The sequence below is a fragment of the Streptomyces sp. ITFR-16 genome, assembly GCF_031844705.1.
Taxonomy (GTDB): domain Bacteria; phylum Actinomycetota; class Actinomycetes; order Streptomycetales; family Streptomycetaceae; genus Streptomyces.
This window is the reverse complement of the sequence record NZ_CP134609.1, coordinates 156350-178540: the sequence shown is the minus strand read 5'-3', so window position 1 is coordinate 178540 and position 22191 is coordinate 156350. Positions and strand designations below refer to the sequence as shown.

The following is a 22191-nucleotide window of genomic DNA, read 5'->3' as shown; positions in this document are numbered from 1 at the left end:
CGTATCTCTCCGCTTTCACCGGCCAGTTGTCGGCAATGGACGCCGATCCGGCGCGACCGGGTTTCGTCCTGCCTTCTTCGTCCCCCCGGAAACCTCTCCCCAAAGGTGTGCTCGGCATGCGCGAAAACAGCTCCGTCTCCTCGGATACGGCTCCCGAAGAGTTCCTCGGCATTACTGCGGCCCAGCAGGGTGTCTGGTACGGGCAACTGGTCGATCCGGACAGCCCCAAATACAACATCGGTGAATGCTTCGAGATTCGGGGCGACCTCGACGCAGCCTTATTCGCCGCAGCGGTCGACCGGGCCGTCGCCCTGTGCGACAGCCTCAACGTCGAGTTCGTCACCGACGGCGACACCGTCCGCCAGCGCATCGTCCGTCGCCCCCCGGCGGGGTCCGGCCGGCTCCGGGTGATCGACCTGTCCGGCGCCGACGACCCGGCCGGCGCGGCCGAGCGCTACCTCGCCGACGACATGGCCTCCGTCGACAGCCTCGACGCCCCGCACCACCACTTCGCCCTGCTGCGCCTCGGCGACCGGCTCCACCACTGGTACCTGCGGTTTCACCACATAGCCGTGGACGGTCTCGGCGGTCACGTCTTCGCGCGCACCGTGGCCGGCCTCTACGAGAGGGCCGTACGCGGCGAGGACATCGCCGACGCCGAGGTGCCCGCCGCACCGCTCCGCGAGCTCGTCGCCGACGAGGCGGCCTACCGTGCCTCCGACCGCTACGAGGCCGACCGCGCCTACTGGACCGGCAGGTTCGCCGATCTGGCCGCCGGCCGCACCGCGCCCACCTCCGGTGCGGCCGACGAGCTAGGCGCGGACAGCGGAAGACCCCTCATCCGCCGGCGCACCGACACCCCCGCCCCCGACGGCCCGGACGTACGGCTGCACAACGGCGAGGCGCTCCCCGTCGACGTCCTCGACGGTCTGCGCCGTCTCGCGGCCGCCCACCGCACCAGCTGGAGCGCCGTCGTGGTGAGCGCGGTCGCCGCCTACGTCGGCCGGGCCACCGGGACACGGGACGTGACCGTGGGCCTCTCCTCCAACGGCCGGCACGGCGGACTGCGCCACATCGTCGGCATGACCTCCAACATCCTGCCGCTGCGGCTGACCGTCACCCCCGGGACGACCGTCGGCACGCTCGTCCGCGCCGCCGCCACCGAGATGCGCGCGGCCCTGCGGCACCGCCGCTTCTCCCGTGAACAGCTCGCCCGCGAGCTGAACATGACCGATGACGCGGCCCGCCTGACAGGTGTGGTTGTCAACATCATGGGCTACGACTACGACCTCGACTTCGCCGGCAGCCCCGGCGCCTCCCGCGTGCTGTCCATCGGCCCGGTCGACGACGTGTCCCTCTTCCTCTCCGAACGCGCCGAGGGCAAGGGGCCGTTGATCGGATTCGACGCCAACCCGGAGCTGTACCGGCCGGAGGACGTACAGCTGCATCAGCAGGCCGTCGTCGCCTTCCTCACGGCGCTGGCCGACGCGGACGCCGATCTGCCGCTGGGCGACCTGCCGTTCCTCGACGGGACGACGGCCGCCGCCCTGCACGCGCAGGGGCGTGGCACCCCCCTGCCACCGGACGCGGTGTCATCGGCCCTCCCGGAGGCGTTCCGGGCGCAGGTACGCCGGACACCGGACGCCCCGGCCGTGGTGGACGGGGCCCGCAGCCTCTCGTACCGGCAACTGGGCCGGGCGGCCGAGGAACTGGCGGGCGCCCTGACCGGACACGGCATCCGTGCCGAGGACGGCGTCGGCATCCTCGTGGGCCGCTCGGCCGCGCTGCTGCCCGCCACGCTCGGCACCGTCCTCGCGGGAGCCGCGTACGTACCGATGGACGCCGCCTGGCCCGCCGAACGGCTCGACCGGGTCGCGGAAGCGGCCCGCGTGCGGGCCCTGGTGACCGACGAGGCGACCGCCGGCCAGGCCTGGGTGCGGGAGGCCGCCGGGGACCTTCCGGTGATCGTCCTGGACGCCCTCGGCGGCGTACTCCACGGCGCTCCGGCCCGCCCGGGCCCGCTGCCCGACGTGACCCGGGGCGACCGGCTCGCCTATGTGATGTTCACCTCCGGCTCCACCGGCCTGCCCAAGGGAGTGGGCGTCACCCACGCCGACGTCCTCGCGCTGGCCGCCGACGGCACCTGGACCGACGGGGTGTCCGACGCGGTCCTGATGCACTCGGCGTACGTCTTCGACGCCTCCACGTTCGAGATCTGGGCGCCGCTCCTGAACGGCGGCCGGGTGGTCGTCGCCCCCGCGGGCGTGCTGGAGGCGCGGGTCCTCCACGACATGGTGGACCGGCACGGAGTCACCGCGCTGTTCCTGACGACCGCTCTGTTCAATGTGATGGCCGAGGCCGACCCCACGGCGTTCGCAGGGGTGCGCATGGTCGCCACGGGCGGTGAGGCAGCCAGTCCCGACCTGATGCAGCGCGTGGCCGCCGCCGCGCCCCGCACGCTGGTCCTGCACGTCTACGGACCCACCGAGACCACCACGTTCGCCGCCCGGCAGCCGGTCACCGCCGGCACCCCGGGCGTGCCGCCCATCGGGCGGCCCCTCGACGGGATGAGCCTGTACGTCCTGGACGGCTCGCTCGGCCTGGTGCCGCCCGGCGTGGTGGGGGAGCTGTACGTGAGCGGCCACGGCGTCGCCCGGGGCTACCAGGGCAACCCCGCACTGACCGCCGGCCGCTTCGTCGCCGACCCGTTCAGCGGGGACGGGGGCCGTATGTACCGCACGGGCGACCTCGTGCGATGGAGCGCGCACGGGGCGATCGAGTACGTCGGGCGCGCGGACGGGCAGATCAAACTCCGCGGCTTCCGCATCGAGCCGGCCGAGACCGAGAACGTCCTGCTGGCCGACCCCGGCGTGCGCGCCGCCTGTGTGATGGTCCGTGAGGACACCCCCGGTGACCGCCGGCTCGTCGCCTACGTCGTGCCCGCCCCCGGCACCCGGCCGGACGGCACGGCCCTGGCCCGCCGTGTCGGACGCGCCCTGCCCGCGTACATGGTGCCCTCCGCGTTCGTCACCCTCGACGCCCTGCCCCTGAACCCCAACGGCAAGGTCGACCGCCGCGCCCTGCCCGCCCCGCGCGCCGCCGGCACCACCGGCCGCGCCCCGCGCACCCCGTACGAGGAAGTCCTCGCCGGACTGTTCGCGGACGTCCTGGGCGTGGATGCCGTCGGCATCGACGACAACTTCTTCGCCCTGGGCGGCCATTCGCTGCTCGCCACCCGGCTCACCGGCCGGGTCCGCGCCGCCCTCGGCACCGAACTCCGGCTGGGCACGCTCTTCGACCACCCCACGGTCGCCTCCCTGGCGGCGGTCCTGGACACCGACGGGCCCGCCCGCCCCGTCCTCTCCCCGCAGCCGAGGTCCGACGCGGTCCCGCTGTCCTTCGCCCAGCAGCGCCTGTGGTTCCTCAACCGGGCGGAGGGCCCCGGCGACAGCTACAACGTGCCGATGGTCCTCGAACTCGACGGCCCCCTCGACGCCGACGCCCTGCGCGGCGCCCTGGCCGACACCGTCGCCCGGCACGAGAGCCTGCGCACGGTCTTCGCCGAGCACGACGGCATCGCCCGTCAGGACGTCCTGGACGCGGAGACCGCCGCAGGGCTCGTCCCGCTCGTCGTCGAGCGGGCGCCGGCCGAGGAGAGCGCCGACGCCTGGGCGCAGGAGACGGTGGAGCGCCTGACCACCGCGCCCTTCGACCTCACCGGCGACCTCGGTGTCCGCGCCCATCTGCTCCGGCTGGGCCCGGACCGTCACATGCTGGTCCTCGTCCTGCACCACGTCGTCGCCGACGGCTGGTCCCTCGCGCCGCTCAGCCGTGACCTCGGCGCCGCCTACCGCGCCAGGACCGGGGGAGCGGACGCGCCGGACTGGGCGCCCCTGCGCGTCCAGTACGCCGACTACACCCTCTGGCAGCGCCGGCTGCTCGGCGACGACGGCGACCCGGACAGCCTGGCCGCCCAGCAACTCGGCTTCTGGAAGCAGGCGTTGCACGGCGTCCCCGACCTCCTGGAGCTGCCCCTGGACCGGCCGCGCCCGGCCGTGCCCAGCCACCGGGGCGCCGCCGTCCCCTTCGAGCTGCCCGCCCCCGCGCACGCGGCGCTCGTGCGGCTCGCCCGTACCACCGGCTGCACGCCCTTCATGGTGCTTCAGGCCGCCCTCGCGGTAACCCTTCAGGCCCACGGCGCCGGCTCCGACATCCCGCTGGGCACCGCCGTGGCCGGCCGCACCGACGAAGCCCTCGACGATCTGGTCGGGTTCTTCGTCAACACCGTCGTCCTGCGCACGGACCTGTCCGGCGCCCCGACCTTCGGTGAACTGCTCGACCGGGTCAAGCAGTTCGACATCGCGGCCCTCAGCCACGGTGACATCCCCTTCGAGCGGATCGTGGAGGCACTCAACCCCGAGCGGTCGGGCGACCACCACCCCCTCTTCCAGACCATGCTGGTCCTCCAGAACCAGGAGCAGGCACGGCTCGACCTGCCGGGCATCACCGTCCGCGACCGCTCCCGGCACCGCGGGGGCAGCAAGTTCGACCTGACGTTCTCGCTGACGGAGTCCGTACAGCACGCGGACGCCGGGGCAGACACGCCGGGCACCGGATCCGCCGAGGACACGAGAGCCAACGGGCCGAGCACGGACGGGCCCGGCGGTATCGGGGGCTACCTGGAGTACGCCACCGACCTCTTCGACGCCGCCACCGCCCGCGCCCTGTGCGCCCGCTTCGCCCGCGTACTGACCCAGGCCGTCACCGACCCGGGCCGGCCCGTCGGCGACCTGGACCCGCTCGAACCGGGGGAGAGGGACCGCCTCCTCGCCCAGGGGCGCGGCGACCTGCGGCCGCTGCCCGCGCTCACCGCCCCCGAGGCGGTACGGGAGCGGGCCGCGCGCACCCCTCAGGCCGTCGCCGTGCGCGATGCGCACACCAGCCTCAGCTACGCGGAACTGGACGCCCGCGCCGACACCCTCGCCCACGCGCTGCGCGCGCGGGGCGCAGGCCGTGAGACCAGGGTGGCCATCGCCGCGCCGCCCTCCGTGGACACCGTCGTCGCCATGCTGGCCGTCCTGCGGTCCGGTGCCGCCTATCTGCCCGTCGACCCGGAGTACCCGCCCGCCCGTATCCGCCACATGCTCGACGACGCCCGGCCCGTCCTGCTGCTCACCACCGCCGAGGTGCACGCCGGCCTGCCCACCGGCGACCTGCCGTGGCTCGCCCTCGACGGCCCGGCCGCCCTCCCCGCCGGGCGTACCGGCCGACTCCCGGGCCCACCCCACCCGGCGGATCCCGCGTACGTCATCTACACCTCCGGGTCCACCGGCCGGCCCAAGGGCGTGGTCGTGACGCACGCCGCCCTGGCCAACCACATGGCCTGGATGGCACGGCACCTCGCCCTGACGCCGGACGACCGGGTCCTCGCCCGCACCTCGTCGAGCTTCGACGCCTCCGTATGGGAGGTGTGGCTGCCGCTGATGTACGGCGCCGAGGTCTGCGTGCTGCCTCCCGGGGCCAACACGGAACCCCGCACCCTCGTCTCCTGGATGAGCCGCTTCGGGGTCACCGTCGCCCAGTTCGTCCCCTCCCACCTGGGTCTCGTCCTCACCGAGGCGGCCGACGCCGCGCCGCTGCCCGCTCTGCGCGCCGTCCTGTGCGGCGGAGAACCGCTCCCGCGCAACCTCGCCGACGAGGCTGCCGCGCGGTGGCACGCCGAGGTGCACAACCTCTACGGCCCGACCGAGACCGCCATCGACGCCACCGCCCACCGCATCACCGCCCCGGGAGCCGAGGGCCGCCCGGAGACCGGACCGACCGCCTCGCCGTACGAGACCGTTCCGATCGGCCGGCCCGTCGACACCATGCGCGCCCATGTGCTCGACACCCGCCTGCGGCCCGTGCCGCCCGGTGTCACGGGGGAGCTCTATCTGTCGGGTCCCAACCTCGCCCGCGGCTATCTGGACCGCCCGGGCCTGACGGCCGCACGGTTCGTCGCCGACCCGTTCGACGCCGAGGGCGCCCGCATGTACCGCACGGGCGACCTCGTGCGCTGGAACGCGGCAGGTCTGCTCGACTACGTGTCCCGCGCCGACGACCAGGTCAAACTCCGGGGCTTCCGGATCGAGTTGGGCGAGGTCGAGGCCGCGCTGCTGGCCCGCCCCGGTGTCACGGCCGCCTGCGCCGTGATCCGTGAGGACACCCCGGGCGCCCGGCGGCTCGTCGCCTACGCCGTCACCGGCGACCCGGGCCTGCGCCCCGTCGCCCTGCGCGACGCCCTCGCCGACACCCTGCCGCACTACATGGTGCCCGGCGCGGTCGTCGTCCTGGACGACCTCCCCCTCCTGCCCAACGGCAAGGTGGACCGCCGTGCCCTGCCGGAACCCGCCGAGGGCTCCGACGCCACCGCCGACGGAACGGGCCGGCGCACCCTGCGCGAGGACCTGCTCGCCGGGATCTTCGCCGACGTCCTGCGCCGGCCCCGGGTGGGGCCGCACGACAGCTTCTTCGACCTCGGCGGGCACTCCCTCCTCGCCATGCGCGTCGTCAGCCGCGTCCGGGCCGTGCTGGGCGCCGAGATCGCCGTACGCACCCTGTTCGAGCACCCGACCGTCGCCGGTCTCGCCCGCGTCCTGGACCAGCGGGGCCGCGCCCATCCGCCCGTCGTGCAGGCGGCCCGCCGCCCCGACCCGATGCCGCTGTCCTACGCGCAGCAGCGCCTGTGGTTCCTGAACCGGCTCGAAGGCCCCAGCTCCGCCTACAACATCCCGCTCGTCCTCGAACTCGACGGCGCACTCGACACCGACGCCCTGCGCGCCGCGCTGCACGATGTCGTGGCACGGCACGAGGCCCTGCGTACGGTGTTCCCCGAACGCGACGGCGTTCCGTACCAGTCGGTCCTTCCCGCCGACGCGGTCACCCCCCGCCTGCCGGTGGAGAGCATGGCGCCCCGCGATCTGGAGGCAGCCGTCCTGGCCGCCGTGCGGGAGCCGTTCGACGTCGTCGAGGACCCGCCGCTGCGCGCCCGGCTGCTGCGCTCCGCGCCGGGCCACCATGTCCTCGTGCTCGTCCTGCACCACATCGCGGCCGACGGCTGGTCCCTCGCCCCGCTCGCCCGCCGGCTCGGGGACGCCTACCGGACCCGCCTCGCCGGCCGCGAGCCCGAGCCCGCGCCCGGCACACCCCTCCAGTACGCCGACTACACCCTCTGGCAACAGGCCGTGCTGGGCGACGGCATCGCACCGCAGGGCGTGCTGCGGCAGCAGCTCGACCACTGGCACACCGCCCTCGCGGACCTGCCCGAGCTGATCGACCTGCCGCTCGACCGGCCGCGCCCGGTCACCACCGACCCCAAGGGGGCCGTCCACACCTTCGACGTACCGCCCGCCCTCCACTCCCAACTCCTGCGCCTGGCCAGGGAGTCCGGCAGCAGCCTCTTCATGGTGCTCCAGGCCGCGGTGGCCACCCTGCTGCACGGGCACGGCGCCGGTGACGACATCCCGCTCGGCTCGCCCGTCGCCGGCCGTACGGACGAGGCGCTGGAGGACCTGGTCGGCTTCTTCGTCAACACGCTGGTCCTGCGCACGGATCTGTCCGGCAACCCGACCTTCGGCGAACTGCTCTCCAGGGTAAGGGAGTTCGATCTCGCCGCCTACGCCCACCAGGACGTGCCCTTCGAGCGGCTCGTCGAGAGCGTCAACCCGGTCAGGGCCCACAACCACCACCCGCTGTTCCAGACCATGCTGGTCCTGCAGAACCAGGAGACCGCCCGCCCCGACCTGCCCGGCCTCACCGTCGAGAGCCGCCTCGTCCACAGCGGACTCAGCAAGTTCGACCTCACCTTCGCGTTCGACGAGGAGGGCGGCGAAGGCGGCCTGACCGCCGGGATCGAGTACGCCACCGCCCTGTTCGACCGGAGCACCGTCGAAACCCTCGCGGACCGCCTGGTCCGGCTCCTCGCACAGGTCGCCGCCGACCCCGCCCGGCCCCTCGCGGACTACGACCTGATGACGGCGGACGAGCACGCCCGTGTCACCCACTGGGGGACCGGCCGCGCCCTGCCCCCCGCCACCGGATCCACCACGCTGCCCGCGCTCTTCGCGGCCCGGGCGCGGCGCACACCCGACGCCGTGGCCGTCACCGACGGCGCCACCACCCTCACCTACGCGGCGCTCGACCGGATCTCCGAGACCCTGTCCGGTGCGCTGGCGGGCCTGGGCGCCGGCCCCGAGACCGGCGTCGGCGTGCTGCTCGGCCGGTCACCGGCCGTGGTGTCGGTGTCCCTCGGCACGGTCCGCGCGGCCGGCACCTACGTGCCGCTGGACGCGCGCTGGCCGGGGGAGCGGCTCGACCAGGTCGCCGGGGTGGCGGACGTGCGCATCCTCGTCGTCGACGAGGAGGCCGCCGCCTCCCCCTGGGTGGACGAGGCGGCCCGCCGTGTCCCGATCCTGGTCGTGGACCGGCTCGGCCGGATCCTGCGGGGCGCGCCCGAGCGCCCCGGCCGCCCCGCCGCCGTGCCGGGCGCCGACGCCCTCGCCTACGTGATGTTCACCTCCGGCTCGACCGGGCTGCCCAAGGGCGTCGGCGTCAGCCACGCCGACGTGGTGGCGCTGACGGCGGACTCCGCCTGGCAGGGCGGTGCCGCCGACGCGGTCCTGATGCACTCCGCGTACGTCTTCGACGCCTCCACCTTCGAGATCTGGGCCCCGCTCCTGCACGGCGGCCGCGTCGTCGTCGCACCCGACGGCGTTCTGGAGGCCGCCGTCCTCGCCGATGCCGTCCACGCGCACGGCGTGACCGCCGTCTTCCTGACCACGGCCCTGTTCAACGTGATCGCCGACACCGACCCGGGCGCCTTCGCGGGCCTGCGGGTCGTCTGCGCCGGCGGCGAACTGGCCTCCCCGGACGCGATGCAGCGGGTCGCGGGCACCGCCCCCGGCGTGCGCGTCCTGCATGTGTACGGGCCCACCGAGACCACCACCTTCGCCACCCGCCACGACGTGGCCCCCGACCTGCCGGCCGGACCGCCGCCCATCGGGCGGGCCCTCGACGGCATGCGGCTCCACGTTCTCGACAGCGCCCTGCGCCAGGTCCCGCCCGGCGTCACGGGCGAGCTCTACCTCGCCGGCCGCGGGGTGGCACGCGGGTACACCGGACTCCCGGGACTCACCGCCACCCGCTTCGTGGCCGACCCCTTCGATCCGGCGGGCGGGCGCATGTACCGCACCGGCGACCTCGTCCGCTGGACCCGCGACGGGCACATCGCCTATGTCGCGCGCGCCGACGGCCAGGTGAAGCTGCGCGGCTACCGCATCGAACTCGGCGAGATCGAGGGCGTGCTGGCCTGCTGCGAGGGCGTCGCCGACTCCTTCGCCGTCGTCCGCGAGGACACCCCCGGCGACCGGCGGCTCGTCGCGTACGTGGTGCCCGCGCTCGGGGAGCGCCCCGAGCCCGCCGAACTCGCCCGCGCCGTCGGCCGGTCGCTGCCCGCCTACATGGTGCCCGCCGCGTTCGTCCTGATGGACGCCCTGCCGCTGACCGTCAACGGGAAGGTGGACCGGCGCGCCCTGCCCGTGCCCGCGTACGACGCCCCGGTCCGGGGGCGCGCCGCCCGCACGGCGCGCGAGGAGATCCTCTGCGGGCTCTTCGCCGATGTGCTCGGCCTCGACGGAGCCGGTGCCGACGACGACTTCTTCGCCCTGGGCGGCCATTCGCTGCTCGCCACCCGGCTCGCGGCGCGCATCCGCACCTCGCTCGCCGTCGAGGTCCCGGTCAAGGCCGTCTTCGAGCACCCCACCCCCGCCGCGCTCGCCGCCGTACTGGACGGCGCCGAAGCGGCCAGGACCCCGCTGGAGCGGGCCCCGCGACGGCCCGATCCGCTGCCGCTGTCCTTCGCACAGCAGCGGCTGTGGTTCCTCAACCGGTTCGAGGGCCCCAGCGCCACCTACAACGTTCCGCTGGTGCTCCGGCTGGACGGACCGCTCGACACGGACGCCCTGCAGAACGCCCTCGCGGACGTCGTGGAGCGCCACGAGAGCCTGCGCACCGTCTTCCCCGAGACGGACGGAGTCGCGCGTCAGCTCGTCCTCGACGTCAGCGGCGCCGACCTCGACCTGACGCCCCGCGACACCGGCCCCGGCCGGCTCGACGAGGACCTGGCGACGGAGGTGGCGCACACCTTCGACGTGAGCACCGAACTGCCCGTACGGGCCCGGCTGCTGCGGCTCGGGACCGAGTCCCACGTCCTGGTCCTGCTCATCCACCACATCGCCGGCGACGGCTGGTCCCTCGCCCCGCTCGCCCGCGACCTGGGCGACGCCTACCGGGCACGGATCCAGGGCGAGGAGCCCTCCTGGACCGAACTCGGCGTCCAGTACGCCGACTACACCCTGTGGCAGCGCGCCCTCCTCGGCTCCGAGGACGACCCGGCCGGCCGGGCGGCACAGCAGCTGGACTTCTGGCGCACCGCCCTGGCGGACCTGCCCGAACTGCTCGACCTGCCGTACGACCGGCCACGCCCCGCCGTCACGGCCCACCGGGGCGACGCCTTCGCCTTCCCGGTGGACGCGGACACCCACCGGGCGCTCGCGGACCTCGCCCGGGCCCGGGGCTGCAGCCTCTTCATGGTGCTCCAGGCGGCCCTGTCCGTGCTCCTGTCCCGGCACGGCGCCGGGAAGGACATCCCGATCGGCACCGCCGTCGCCGGGCGCACCGACGTGGCCCTCGACGACCTGGTGGGCTTCTTCGTCAACACCCTCGTCCTGCGCACCGACCTCGGCGGCGACCCCACCTTCGGTGACGTCATCGACCGGGTGCGGGAGTTCGACCTCGCCGCCTACGCGCACCAGGACGTGCCGTTCGAGCGGCTGGTGGACCTCCTCAGCCCGGCCCGGGCCCAGAACCACCACCCCCTGTTCCAGACCATGCTCGTCCTCCAGAACCACGCGGACACCGCCATCGACCTCCACGGCCTCACCGTCACGGAACAGCCCGTGCACACCGGCATCAGCAAGTTCGACCTGACCTTCACCTTCACGGAGACCCGCGACGGCACGGGCCGGCCCGCCGGCCTCGACGGGGTCCTGGAGTTCTCCACCGAACTCTTCGCCCCCGCCACCGCGCACACCCTGGCCGCGCGCCTCACCCGGCTGCTCGCCACGCTCGCCGCCGACCCCGACCGCCGCGTGCACACCGCGGCCGTCCTGGACACCGCCGAGCTGGAAAGCCTGGAACGGGCCGCCCGCGGCCCGGCCCGGACCGTGGAAGCCCGCACCGCGCCCGAGGCCTTCCGCCGCCGGGCCGCCACCACCCCGGACGCCATCGCCGTACGCGACGGCGCGCACCGGCTCACCTTCCGTGAACTCGACCTCCTCTCCGACGACCTGGCCCACCATCTGCACACCCGGGGCATCGGCAGGGGCGACCTCGTCGCCCTCGCCCTGGAGGGCACGGCCGACCACGTCGTAGCGATGCTGGCGGTGACCAAGGCCGGAGCCGCCTACCTGCCCATCGACCTGGAGTACCCCGAGGCGCGCATCGCCCACATGCTCGACGACGCCCGCCCCGCACTCCTCCTCGCCCACGGCACCGACCGAGCCGCCCGGCACGCCCCGTCCGTCCCCTGCCTCGCGGTCGACGACCGGGCGGCCTGGTCCACCGGACGCGCGGCGCCGCCCGCAGCGGCGCCGGACCCGCGCGACGCGGCGTACGTCATCTACACCTCTGGCTCCACCGGCCGCCCCAAGGGCGTCGTCGTCACCCACGCCTCCCTGACCAACCACATGGCCTGGATGGCGGGACACCTCGGCCTCACCGACGACGACCGCGTCCTCGCGCGCACCTCGCCGAGCTTCGACGCCTCGGTCTGGGAGACCTGGCTGCCGCTCCTGCACGGCGGCTCCACCTGCCCCGTGCCGCCCGCCGCCAACCACGACCCCGCCGGCCTGCTCGCCCGGATGCGCGACGCCGGGGTGACCCTCGCCCAGTTCGTGCCCTCGCACCTCTCGGTCGTCCTCGCCGAGACCGGCCCCGAGCAGGCGCCCCCCGCCCTGCGGGCCGTCCTGTGCGGAGGCGAACCCCTGACCGCGTCGCTGGCGGCGCGTGCCGGACGGGCCTGGGGGGTCGAGGTGCACAACCTGTACGGACCCACCGAGACCACCATCGACGCCACCGCCCACCACCACCGGGGCACGGAGACGGACGGTGTGCCGCTCGGCCGGCCCGTGGACAACACCCGCGCCTACGTGCTGGACGCCGGGCTGCGCCCCGTGCCGCCCGGGGTGACCGGTGAGCTGTACCTGGCCGGCGACGGCCTCGCACGCGGCTACCTCGGACGCCCCGGCCTGACCGCCACCCGCTTCGTGGCCGACCCCTTCGATCCGGCGGGCGGGCGCATGTACCGCACCGGCGACCTCGTCAAGCGGGACGCCGACGGACTGCTCACCTACGTCTCGCGCGCCGACGACCAGGTCAAGCTGCACGGCTTCCGCATCGAACTCGGCGAGATCGAGGCCGCCCTCACCGCGCTCGACGACATCACCGCCGCCTGCGCCCTCGTCCGCGAGGACCGGCCGGGCGAACGGCGCCTGGTCGCGTACACCGTCGCCGACCGGCGCGACGGCGCCCCTGCCCCCACGGACGCCGAGCTGCGCGCCCGGCTGACAGCCGCCCTTCCGCCGTACATGGTGCCCGCCGTCCACATCGGCCTCGACGCCCTGCCGCTCCTGCCCAACGGCAAGACCGACCGACGGGCCCTGCCCGCACCGGCCAGGCCCGACGCCACCCGGCCGGGCGGACAGCCGCGCACCGAGCGGGAACGCGTCCTGTGCGACGTGTTCACCTCCGTCCTGCGCGCCACGGCCGTCCGCACCGACGACGACTTCTTCGCGCTCGGCGGCGACAGCATCCTCTCCATCCAGCTCGTCAGCCGGGCACGTGAGGCGGGCCTCGGCGTCACCCCCCGCGACGTCTTCGTCCACCGCACCCCCGAGGCCATCGCGGCCGCCGCCACCGCGCTCGACCCGGACCGCACCACCGCCGCCGACGACGGCACCGGCGCGATGCCGCCCACGCCCATCGCCGCATGGCTCCTGGAGCGGCCCGGCACCACGGACGGCTACAACCAGTCCGGGGTGCTCTCCACACCGGTGGGAGCCGACGAGGACCTTCTCGTCGACGCACTCCAGCTCCTCATCGACCACCACGACATGCTCCGCCTGCGCGTCACCCGCACCGCCGGGGGCGACCCCGTCGTCGAAGCCCTGCCGCCCGGCACGGTGCCGGCGCGCGGCCGCTTCACCCGGATCGACATCGCCGGTCTCGACGCCGACGCCGCCCGCGCCGCCGTCACCGAGGCGGGCGAACGGGTACGGAGCCGGCTGCGGCCCGCCCACGGGCACGTGGTCGAGGCCGTCTGGTGCGATGCCGGGCCCCGCGCACGAGGCCGGCTGCTGCTCGTCGTCCACCACCTGGCCGTCGACGCGGTCTCCTGGCGGATCCTCGCCGACGACCTCGCCCACGCCTGGCGGGCCCTGGCCGACGGCACGCCCGGCGCCCCGTCGTTGCCGCCCGTCACCACGTCCTACCGGGGCTGGGCCAACCTGCTCTCCGCCCAGGCCCGGAGCGAGAAGCGGGAAGCCGAACTCACCCGGTGGCAGGGCGTCCTGAGCACACCCGACCCGCAGCTCGGCTACCGGCCGCTCGACCCCCACCTCGACACCGCCGACGGGACGCGCACCCTGATCACCCATCTGCCCGCCACCTGGACCCACTCCCTGCTCACCACCGCCCCCGGCGCCTTCCACGCCGGAGTGGACGACGTCCTGCTCACGGGCCTCGCCCTGGCCGTCGGCGCCTGGCGCGGGGAACGGGCCGCCGGCCACGCCGGGCGCCGGGTGGACACCGCCGTCCTCCTCGACGTGGAGAGCCACGGCCGCGAACAGATCGCCGACCACATCGACCTGTCGCGCACGGTCGGCTGGTTCACCAGCCTCTATCCCGTCCGGCTCGACCCCGGACCCGGCGACCTCAGGGAACCCGGACGCCTCGACGCCACCCAGGTCGAACGCGCCGTCAAACGGGTGAAGGAACAGCTGCGCGAGGTCCCCGACCACGGCCTCGGCTTCGGAATGCTGCGCCACCTCAACCCGGCGACCCGCCCCCTCCTGGCCACCGCGGCCGAACCGCAGATCGGCTTCAACTACCTCGGACGGTACGTGGCTCCGCAGCCGGCGGGCGGGGGAGCGGGCGCCGACTGGGACGTCCTCCTCGACGGCGGCGGCCCGCGCAGCCAGGACCCGGGCATGCCCGTGCACCACGTCCTCGACATCAACGCGCACACCGAGGACCTGCCACAGGGCCCGCGCCTGGTGACCCGCTGGACCTGGCCCGCCGACCTCCTCAAGGAGGAGGACGTCGGCGCCCTGGCCGAGGCGTTCATGCGCGCCCTGCGCGCCATCGCGGAACACGCCGAGCGGCCCGACGCGGGCGGCTACACACCGTCCGACCTTCCCCTGGTCTCGCTGAACCAGGCCCAGATCGACCGACTGCAGAACAAGTGGGGTGGACGCAAGTGACCGGGTTCCAACTGGAGGACGTACTCCCGCTGACGCCGCTGCAGGCAGGCATGCACTTCCACGCGCTGTACGACTCCCACGCCGTGGACGTCTACACCGCGCAGTTCGTCTTCACCCTCGAAGGCACCGTCGACGTCCCCGCCCTGCACGCCGCCATCGGCGGCCTGCTGCGCCGGCACGCCAACCTGCGGGTCGGCTTCCTCCACGAGGACCTGGACGAGCCCGTGCAGGCGGTCGCCGCCGAGGTCCCCGTACCCCTGGACGAGCTGGACCTGACCGGTACCGCCGGCACGGTCACGACCGAGGAGCGCCTGGCCGAATTCCTCGCCGCCGACCGCACCCGGCGCTTCGACCTGGCCACCCCGCCCCTGATGCGGTTCACCCTCGTGCGCACCGCGCCGGACCGCCACCGGCTCGTCATGACCAGCCACCACATCCTGTTCGACGGCTGGTCGATGCCGCTGATCGTGCGGGAGCTCTTCGAGCTGTACGCGACACGGGGCGACGACAGCGCCCTGCCGCGCGTCACCCCGTACCGCACCTACCTCGCCTGGCTGGCCCGGCAGGACCGCACCACCGCCCTGGACGCCTGGTCCACCGCGCTCGCCGGGATCGAGGCACCGACCCTGCTCGCCCGGTGGGACGGAGGAAAAGGCGGGACGGGATCCGGCGAGCCGCCGGCCGCAGGCGCCGCCGAACTGCCCGAGACGCTGGTCCTCGACCTGGACGCGGCCACGACGCGCCGGCTGCGCGACACGGCCCGCGCACACCGGCTCACCCTGAACACGCTGGTCCAGGGCGCCTGGGGCCTGGTGCTCGGCCACCTCACCGGACGCTCCGACATCGTGTTCGGCACGACGGTCTCCGGCCGTCCGCCGGAGATTCCCGGCATCGAGTCGATGGTCGGTCTGTTCATCAACACCGTGCCCGTACGGCTCCGCCCCGAGCCCGGCGAGACCCTGGCCGGGCTCCTGACACGGCTCCAGGAGGAACAGGGCCGTCTACTCGGCAGCCAGCACCTGGGCCTGACCGACATCCGAGGTGTCACCGGGCTCGACGAGCTCTTCGACACGCTCGCCGTGTTCGAGAACTACCCGATGGACGACGAGGCCCTGCGCACCGCCCAGCAGGGGCTGCGCGGTCTCGCCGTCACCGGGGTCAGCGGCACGGACGCCGCGCACTACCCGCTCACCCTCACCATCGCCCCCGGTGACCTTCTCAAGATCACCTTCGGCTACCGCGCCGCCGTCCTGGACCGCGACGAGGTGGCCCGCACGGTCGCCCGTGTGCGACGCCTGCTCACCGCGATGGCACACGGCCTCGACGGCCGCGCCGACAGCGTTCCCGTTCTCCTGGACGGTGAGCCGGAGCGGCTGATCGGCCAGGGTGCGGGAGCGGAGCTACGCTACGAAGTCATGGATCCGAGCATCCCTCAGGCCGTGGCCGAGCGCGCCCTGCGCCACCCGGACGCTGTGGCCGTCTCCGGGGCCGGCGAGCCCCTGTCGTACCGGGGGCTGCACGACCTCGCGGACGATCTGGCCGGTGCGCTGACCGGACTCGGGACCCGCGCCGAGGAGGGCGTCGGCATCCTCGTCGCCCGCTCGGCGGCCACCGTCACCGCCTCCCTCGCCGCCCTGCGCGCAGGCGCCGCCTATGTGCCGCTCGACCCGCGCTGGCCCACCGAACGGCTCAACCGCGTCGCCGAGGTGGCCGCCCTGCGCACCCTGATCGTCGACGAGACCACCCGCACCCACCCCTGGGTCCGTGCTCTCGGCCCGGAGGCCACCGTGCTGACGGTCGACGCCGCCGGCCGTCTGCTGCGGGGCGGCCCCGAGGCCCCGGGCCCCCTCCCGACCGTCACGGGCGGTGCCCGGCTCGCGTACGTGATGTTCACCTCCGGCTCCACCGGCCTGCCCAAGGCCGTCGGCGTCACCCACGCCGACATCACCGCCCTGGCCGCCGACCGGAGCTGGGCCGACGGCGCCTCCGACGCGGTCCTGCTGCATTCGGCGTACGTCTTCGACGCCTCCACCTTCGAGATCTGGACCCCGCTCCTGAACGGCGGCCGAGTCGTCGTGGCGCCGGAGGGCGCGCTGGAGCCCGCCGTGCTCCGGGACCTCGTGGCGCGGTACGGCGTGACGGCGGCGTTCCTGACGACGGCCCTGTTCAACGTCCTGGCGGAGACCGATCCGGACGCCCTCGGCCTGCTGCGCCTGGTCGCCTCCGGCGGCGAGGCCGCCGCGCCCGGCCTCCTGCAACGCGTCGCCGCCGCCCACCCCGACACCGCCGTCCTGCACGTCTACGGACCCACCGAGACCACCACCTTCGCCACGCTCCACCGTGTCCGCCCCGACGAGGCCCAGGCCGGCGCGGCCCCGATCGGCCGGCCGCTCGACGGCATGCGCGCCTACGTCCTGGACGCGGCGATGCGGCCCGTGCCGCCCGGCGCCGAGGGCGAGCTGTACGTCGCGGGAGCCGGAGTCGCCCGAGGCTATCTGGGGCGCCCCGGACTCACCGCAACGCGCTTCGTGGCCGACCCGTTCACCGGCACCGGCGCCCGGATGTACCGCACGGGCGACCTGGTGCGCTGGGACGCCGACGGCAGCCTGCACTACGTGGCCCGCGCCGACCAGCAGATCAAACTGCGCGGCCACCGCATCGAACCCACCGAGATCGAGACGGTGCTGCGCGCCGACCCGTCCGTGCACGCCGCCGTCGTCCTCGTACGCGAGGACCTGCCCGGCGACCGCACCCTCACCGCCTATGTCGTCCCCGCACCCGGACACACCCCGGACCCGGGCGCCCTCGCCGCGCACGTCGGGCACCACCTGCCCCCCTACATGGTCCCGGCCGTCATCCAGCCCGTCGACGTACTGCCGCTGACCCCCAACGGCAAACTCGACCGGTCGGCCCTGCCCGCGCCCACCGTCCGGGCCGTCCCCCACGGCCGGCCGCCGCGCACCGCCGTCGAGGAGATCCTCGCCGGACTCTTCGCCGACGTGCTCGGCGTGCCCCGCGTCGGCATCGACGACAGCTTCTTCGCCCTGGGCGGCCACTCCCTGCTCGCCACCCGGCTCGTCAGCCGCATCCGCACCGCGCTGGACGCCGAGACCGAGATCCGCACCCTCTTCGAGAACCCCACGGTCGCCGCGCTCGCCACCGCCCTCGAAGGCGCGGGCCGCCCGGCACGCCCCGCCCTCGTCCCGCAGGAACGTCCCGCCGAACTCCCGCTGTCGTACGCCCAGCAGCGCCTGTGGTTCCTCCACCGGCTCGAGGGCCCCTCCGCCACGTACAACATCCCCTTCGCCGTACGCATCGAGGGGCCGCTCGACACCGACGCGCTGCGCCTGGCCCTGCACGACGTCGTCATCCGCCACGCCGCCCTGCGCACCGTCCTGCCCGACGGCGACCACGGCCCCCGCCAGCACATCACCGCCCCGGACGACGTCCGTCTCCCGTTCTCCGTGGAGAGCGTGGACGACGAAGGACTCCCCGGCCGGATCGCCGCCGCGGCGGCCGAGCCGATCGACATCGAAAACCGGCTCCCGCTCCGGGCCACCCTGCTGCGGCTGGCCGACGACGCCCATGTCCTGGTGCTGGTGATCCACCACATCGCCGCCGACGGCTCCTCCCTGGCCCCCCTCGTCCGGGACCTGTGGAACGCCTACCGGGCCCGGACCGACGGCGAGGCCCCCTCGTGGACCGCCCTGCCCGTCGACTACGCCGACCACACCCTCTGGCAGCGCCGCCTGCTCGGGGACGAGCACGACCCCGACAGCTTCGTCACCCGCCAACTGACGTACTGGAAGGGCGCGCTGGACGGGCTGCCGGAGATGATCGAGCTGCCCTGGGACCGCACGCGCCCCGCCGTGTCACGGCACACCGGCGCCACCCACACCTTCACCGTCGACAGCGCCACGGCCCGCCACCTCGCGGAACTCGCCCGCGCCGGCGGATGCAGCGTCTTCATGGTGCTCCAGGCCGCCCTGTCGACCGTGCTCTCCCGGCACGGCGCCGGCGACGACATCCCCCTGGGCACGGCCGTCGCCGGACGCACCGACGAGGCCGCGGCCGATCTCGTCGGCTTCTTCGTGAACACGCTCGTGCTCCGCACCGACCTCTCCGGCGACCCCACCTTCCGCGAACTGCTGGACCGGGTCAGGGAGTTCGACCTGTCCGCCTACGCGCACCAGGACGTCCCGTTCGAGCGGCTGGTGGAACTGCTCAATCCGGCGCGCTCACAGAGCCACCACCCGCTCTTCCAGACCATGCTGGTCCTCCAGAACCAGGCCCCCGCTGCGATCGACCTGCCGGGGCTCACCGTCAGCGGCATCCCGGTCGACGCCGGGGTGAGCAAGTTCGACCTGTCGTTCACCTTCACCGAAACCTTCGACGACAACGGCTCACTCGACGGCATGCAGGCCGCCGTCGACTACGCCACGGAACTCTTCGACGCCTCGACCGTCCGCGACCTCAGCGAGCGGCTGACCCTGCTGCTCGACGCCGTCACCGCGGACCCCGACCGCCCGCTGAGCGCCTACGACGTGCTCACCCCCGGCGAACACGCCCGCCTCGCCACCTGGGGGACCGGGCCCGTCGAGCACCTGCCCCGGTCGACGTTCCCCGCGCTCTTCGCCCCCTGGGTCCGGCGCACCCCGGACGCCCCGGCGGTCCGCGACGCCACCACCACCCTCACCTACCGCGAACTCGACGACCGGGCCGAGGCCTTGGCCCGCCGTCTCGCCGCCCAAGGCATCGGCACCGAGGACCGGGTGGCCGTCGCCCTGCCCCGCACCCACCACCTCGTCGTGGCGCTGCTCGCCGTGCTCAAGGCGGGCGCGGCGTATGTGCCGCTCGACCCCGACTACCCGGCCCAGCGCCTCTCGTACATGCTCGACGACGCCTCGCCGCGGCTGCTGCTCACCACCCCCGCCCTCCACGGCCGTCTCCCGCGCACAGCGGTGCCCCACCTGTACACCGAGGACACGGGCGGCACCGGCGACAGCGGGGCGGCCACGCCTCCCGCCCCGCACCCCGAACACCCGGCGTACGTCATCTACACCTCCGGCTCCACCGGCCGGCCCAAGGGCGTCGTGGTCACCCACCGGGGCATCGGCGCCATGGCCAGGACCCAGAGCGACCGGCTGCGCGTCGGGCCGGGCAGCCGCGTGCTGCACATGGCGTCCGTCAGCTTCGACGCCGCGTTCTGGGAGCTGTGCATGGGGCTGCTCTCCGGGGCCTGCCTGGAGATCGACGAGCGCGAGGCCCTGCTGCCCGGCCCCGCCCTCGCCTCGCTGGTCCGCGAACGGGGCGTCACCCACCTCACCCTGCCTCCCGCCGCCCTCGCGGTGATGCCCCCCGGCTCCCTGCCCGAGGGCACCACCCTGGTCCTCGCCGGGGAGGCGTGCCCGCCCGCGCTGGTGCACACCTGGGCCCGGGACCGCCACCTCGTCAACGCCTACGGCCCGACCGAGACCACCGTCTGCGCCACCATGAGCGGCTTCCAGCACGCCGACGGCCCGCAGGCCCCCGACCGTACGGTCCCCATCGGCGCCCCCGTCAACGGCACCCGCGTCCATGTCCTGGACGACCGGCTGGCACCCGTGCCGCCCGGGGTCGTCGGCGAACTGTACGTCTCCGGTGAGGGAGTCGCCCGCGGCTACCACGGCCGCGCCGCCCTGACCGCGACCCGCTTCGTGGCCGACCCCTTCGACCGCACGGGGGGCCGCATGTACCGCACCGGCGACCTGGTGCGCTGGACGGCCGACGGGCAACTCGTCTACGTCTCCCGCGTCGACGACCAGGTCAAACTGCGCGGCTTCCGCATCGAACTCGGCGAGATCGAGGCGGCGCTCACGCTGCTGCCCGGCGTGGCCGCGGCCTGCGCCACCGTCCGGGAGGACCGCCCCGGCGACCGGCGCCTCGTCGTGTACACCGTGCCCGCCGACGGCGCCCGGGGCCCGGACACCGCCGAGGTGCGCGCCCACCTCGCCACGACCCTGCCCGAGCACATGATCCCGGCCGCCCATGTGAGCCTCGCGGCCCTTCCCGTCACCCCCAACGGCAAGACCGACCGCCGCGCCCTGCCCGCGCCCAGCCACTCCGCGCCCGCCGAGGGCCGCGAGCCGCGCACCGCGCGCGAACGGGTCCTGTGCGAGGTGTTCGCGGAGACACTCGGCGTGCCCCGCGTGGGCGTCACGGACGACTTCTTCGCCCTCGGCGGCCACTCCCTGCTCGCGGTGACCCTGGCCCGCCGCATCGGCGAACGGTGCGGCACACGCCCCTCGCTGCGCACCCTGTTCGCGGCGCCGACCCCCGAAGGTCTCGACCGTCTGCTGGGCCGCACGGCGGGGGAGGAGCAGCACGAGGACACGACGGCCCCGGACCTCACCGCCGAAGTCCGGCTGGCCGAGGACATCTCCGGCGCCGACCGGGTCGCGGCCACCTCGGCACCCCGGCCGCCGCGCCCCGCTCCCCGGCCCCTGCTCACCGGCGCCTCCGGCTTCCTCGGCGCCTTCCTCCTGCGCGACCTCATCGAGACCACGGACGGCCCCGTCGACTGCCTCGTCCGGGCCGAGGACGACCATCGCGCGGCGCAGCGGCTGCGGGCCAACCTGGAGCGGTACGGACTGTGGCGCGACCGGTACGCGGACCTGATCCGGCCCGTCCCCGGCGACCTCGCCGCCCCCGGCCTCGGGCTGGACCCGGAGGAGCGGACCGCGCTGGTCCGCCGCCTCGGCCCGGTGCTGCACAACGGGGCACGGGTCAACTTCGCCGCCCCGTACGGGGATCTGCGCGCCGCGAACGTGGCCGGCACCGAGGAACTGCTCCGGCTGCTCGCCGACTCCTCGTCACCCGGGATGCACTACGTCTCGACCACCGGGGTGTACGCCCCGGTGGCCGGCCCCGTCACCATCACGGAGACGACGCCGACGGGCCCCGTACCCGATCTGCCCGACGGGTACGCCCGGAGCAAATGGGTCGCCGAGGGCCTTGTCGGCCTGGCCCGGGACCGGGGACTGCCGGTGGCCGTCTACCGCCCCGGCCGTATCAGCGGGGACACCGCCACGGGCGCCTGCCAGGACCGGGACCTGCTGTGGCAGCTCATCAAGGGGTGCCTCCAGGCGGGCGCGGTGCCGGACCTGCCGTTCGGGTCGACCGACTGGGTGCCCGTGGACTACGTGAGCGCCGCGGTCGTGGCGCTCGCCCTGACGGGTGGCACCGGCGCGGAGACGTACCACCTCACCAACCCGGAGGCGCCGGGCCTGGACCGCGTCTTCGAGGCGGCCGTCCGGCTCGGGCACGAACTGCGGACCGTGCCCGCCGAGCACTGGCAGGACCGGGTGGCGGCGCAACCCGACAACGCGGCGCAGCTGTTCCTCGGTGACGGGACGGAGAGCGGGGACCTGGCGGGGGACCACCGGCGCTTCGACTCCCACCGGACGACGGAGGCAGCGGCGGCGGCGGGCGTCCATCAGCCGCCGCTGACGGACGAGATCCTGACCCGCTACCTGACGTACTTCCACGACTCCGGTTTCCTGCCCGCGCCGGGGACACCGGCCGGACCGTAGCCGCGCCGCACGACGGGCCGGCTGCGCCCGGCCCGTCGTCGTGG

2 protein-coding genes are annotated in these 22191 nt (G+C 74.7%); both read left to right on the top strand.

Annotation, left to right across the window (positions count from 1 at the left end):
• Positions 1-116: 116 nt before the first annotated feature.
• The gene (locus tag RLT58_RS00820) at positions 117-14576 is read left to right on the top strand and encodes a non-ribosomal peptide synthetase (protein ID WP_311308390.1); all 14460 of its coding nucleotides are present in this window, start codon (positions 117-119) and stop codon (positions 14574-14576) included.
• A complete protein-coding gene (locus RLT58_RS00815) occupies positions 14573-22147 on the top strand; it encodes a non-ribosomal peptide synthetase (protein WP_311308389.1) in 7575 nt (2524 codons plus the stop codon). The genes RLT58_RS00820 and RLT58_RS00815 overlap by 4 nt, the downstream gene beginning before the upstream one ends.
• Positions 22148-22191: the final 44 nt, after the last annotated feature.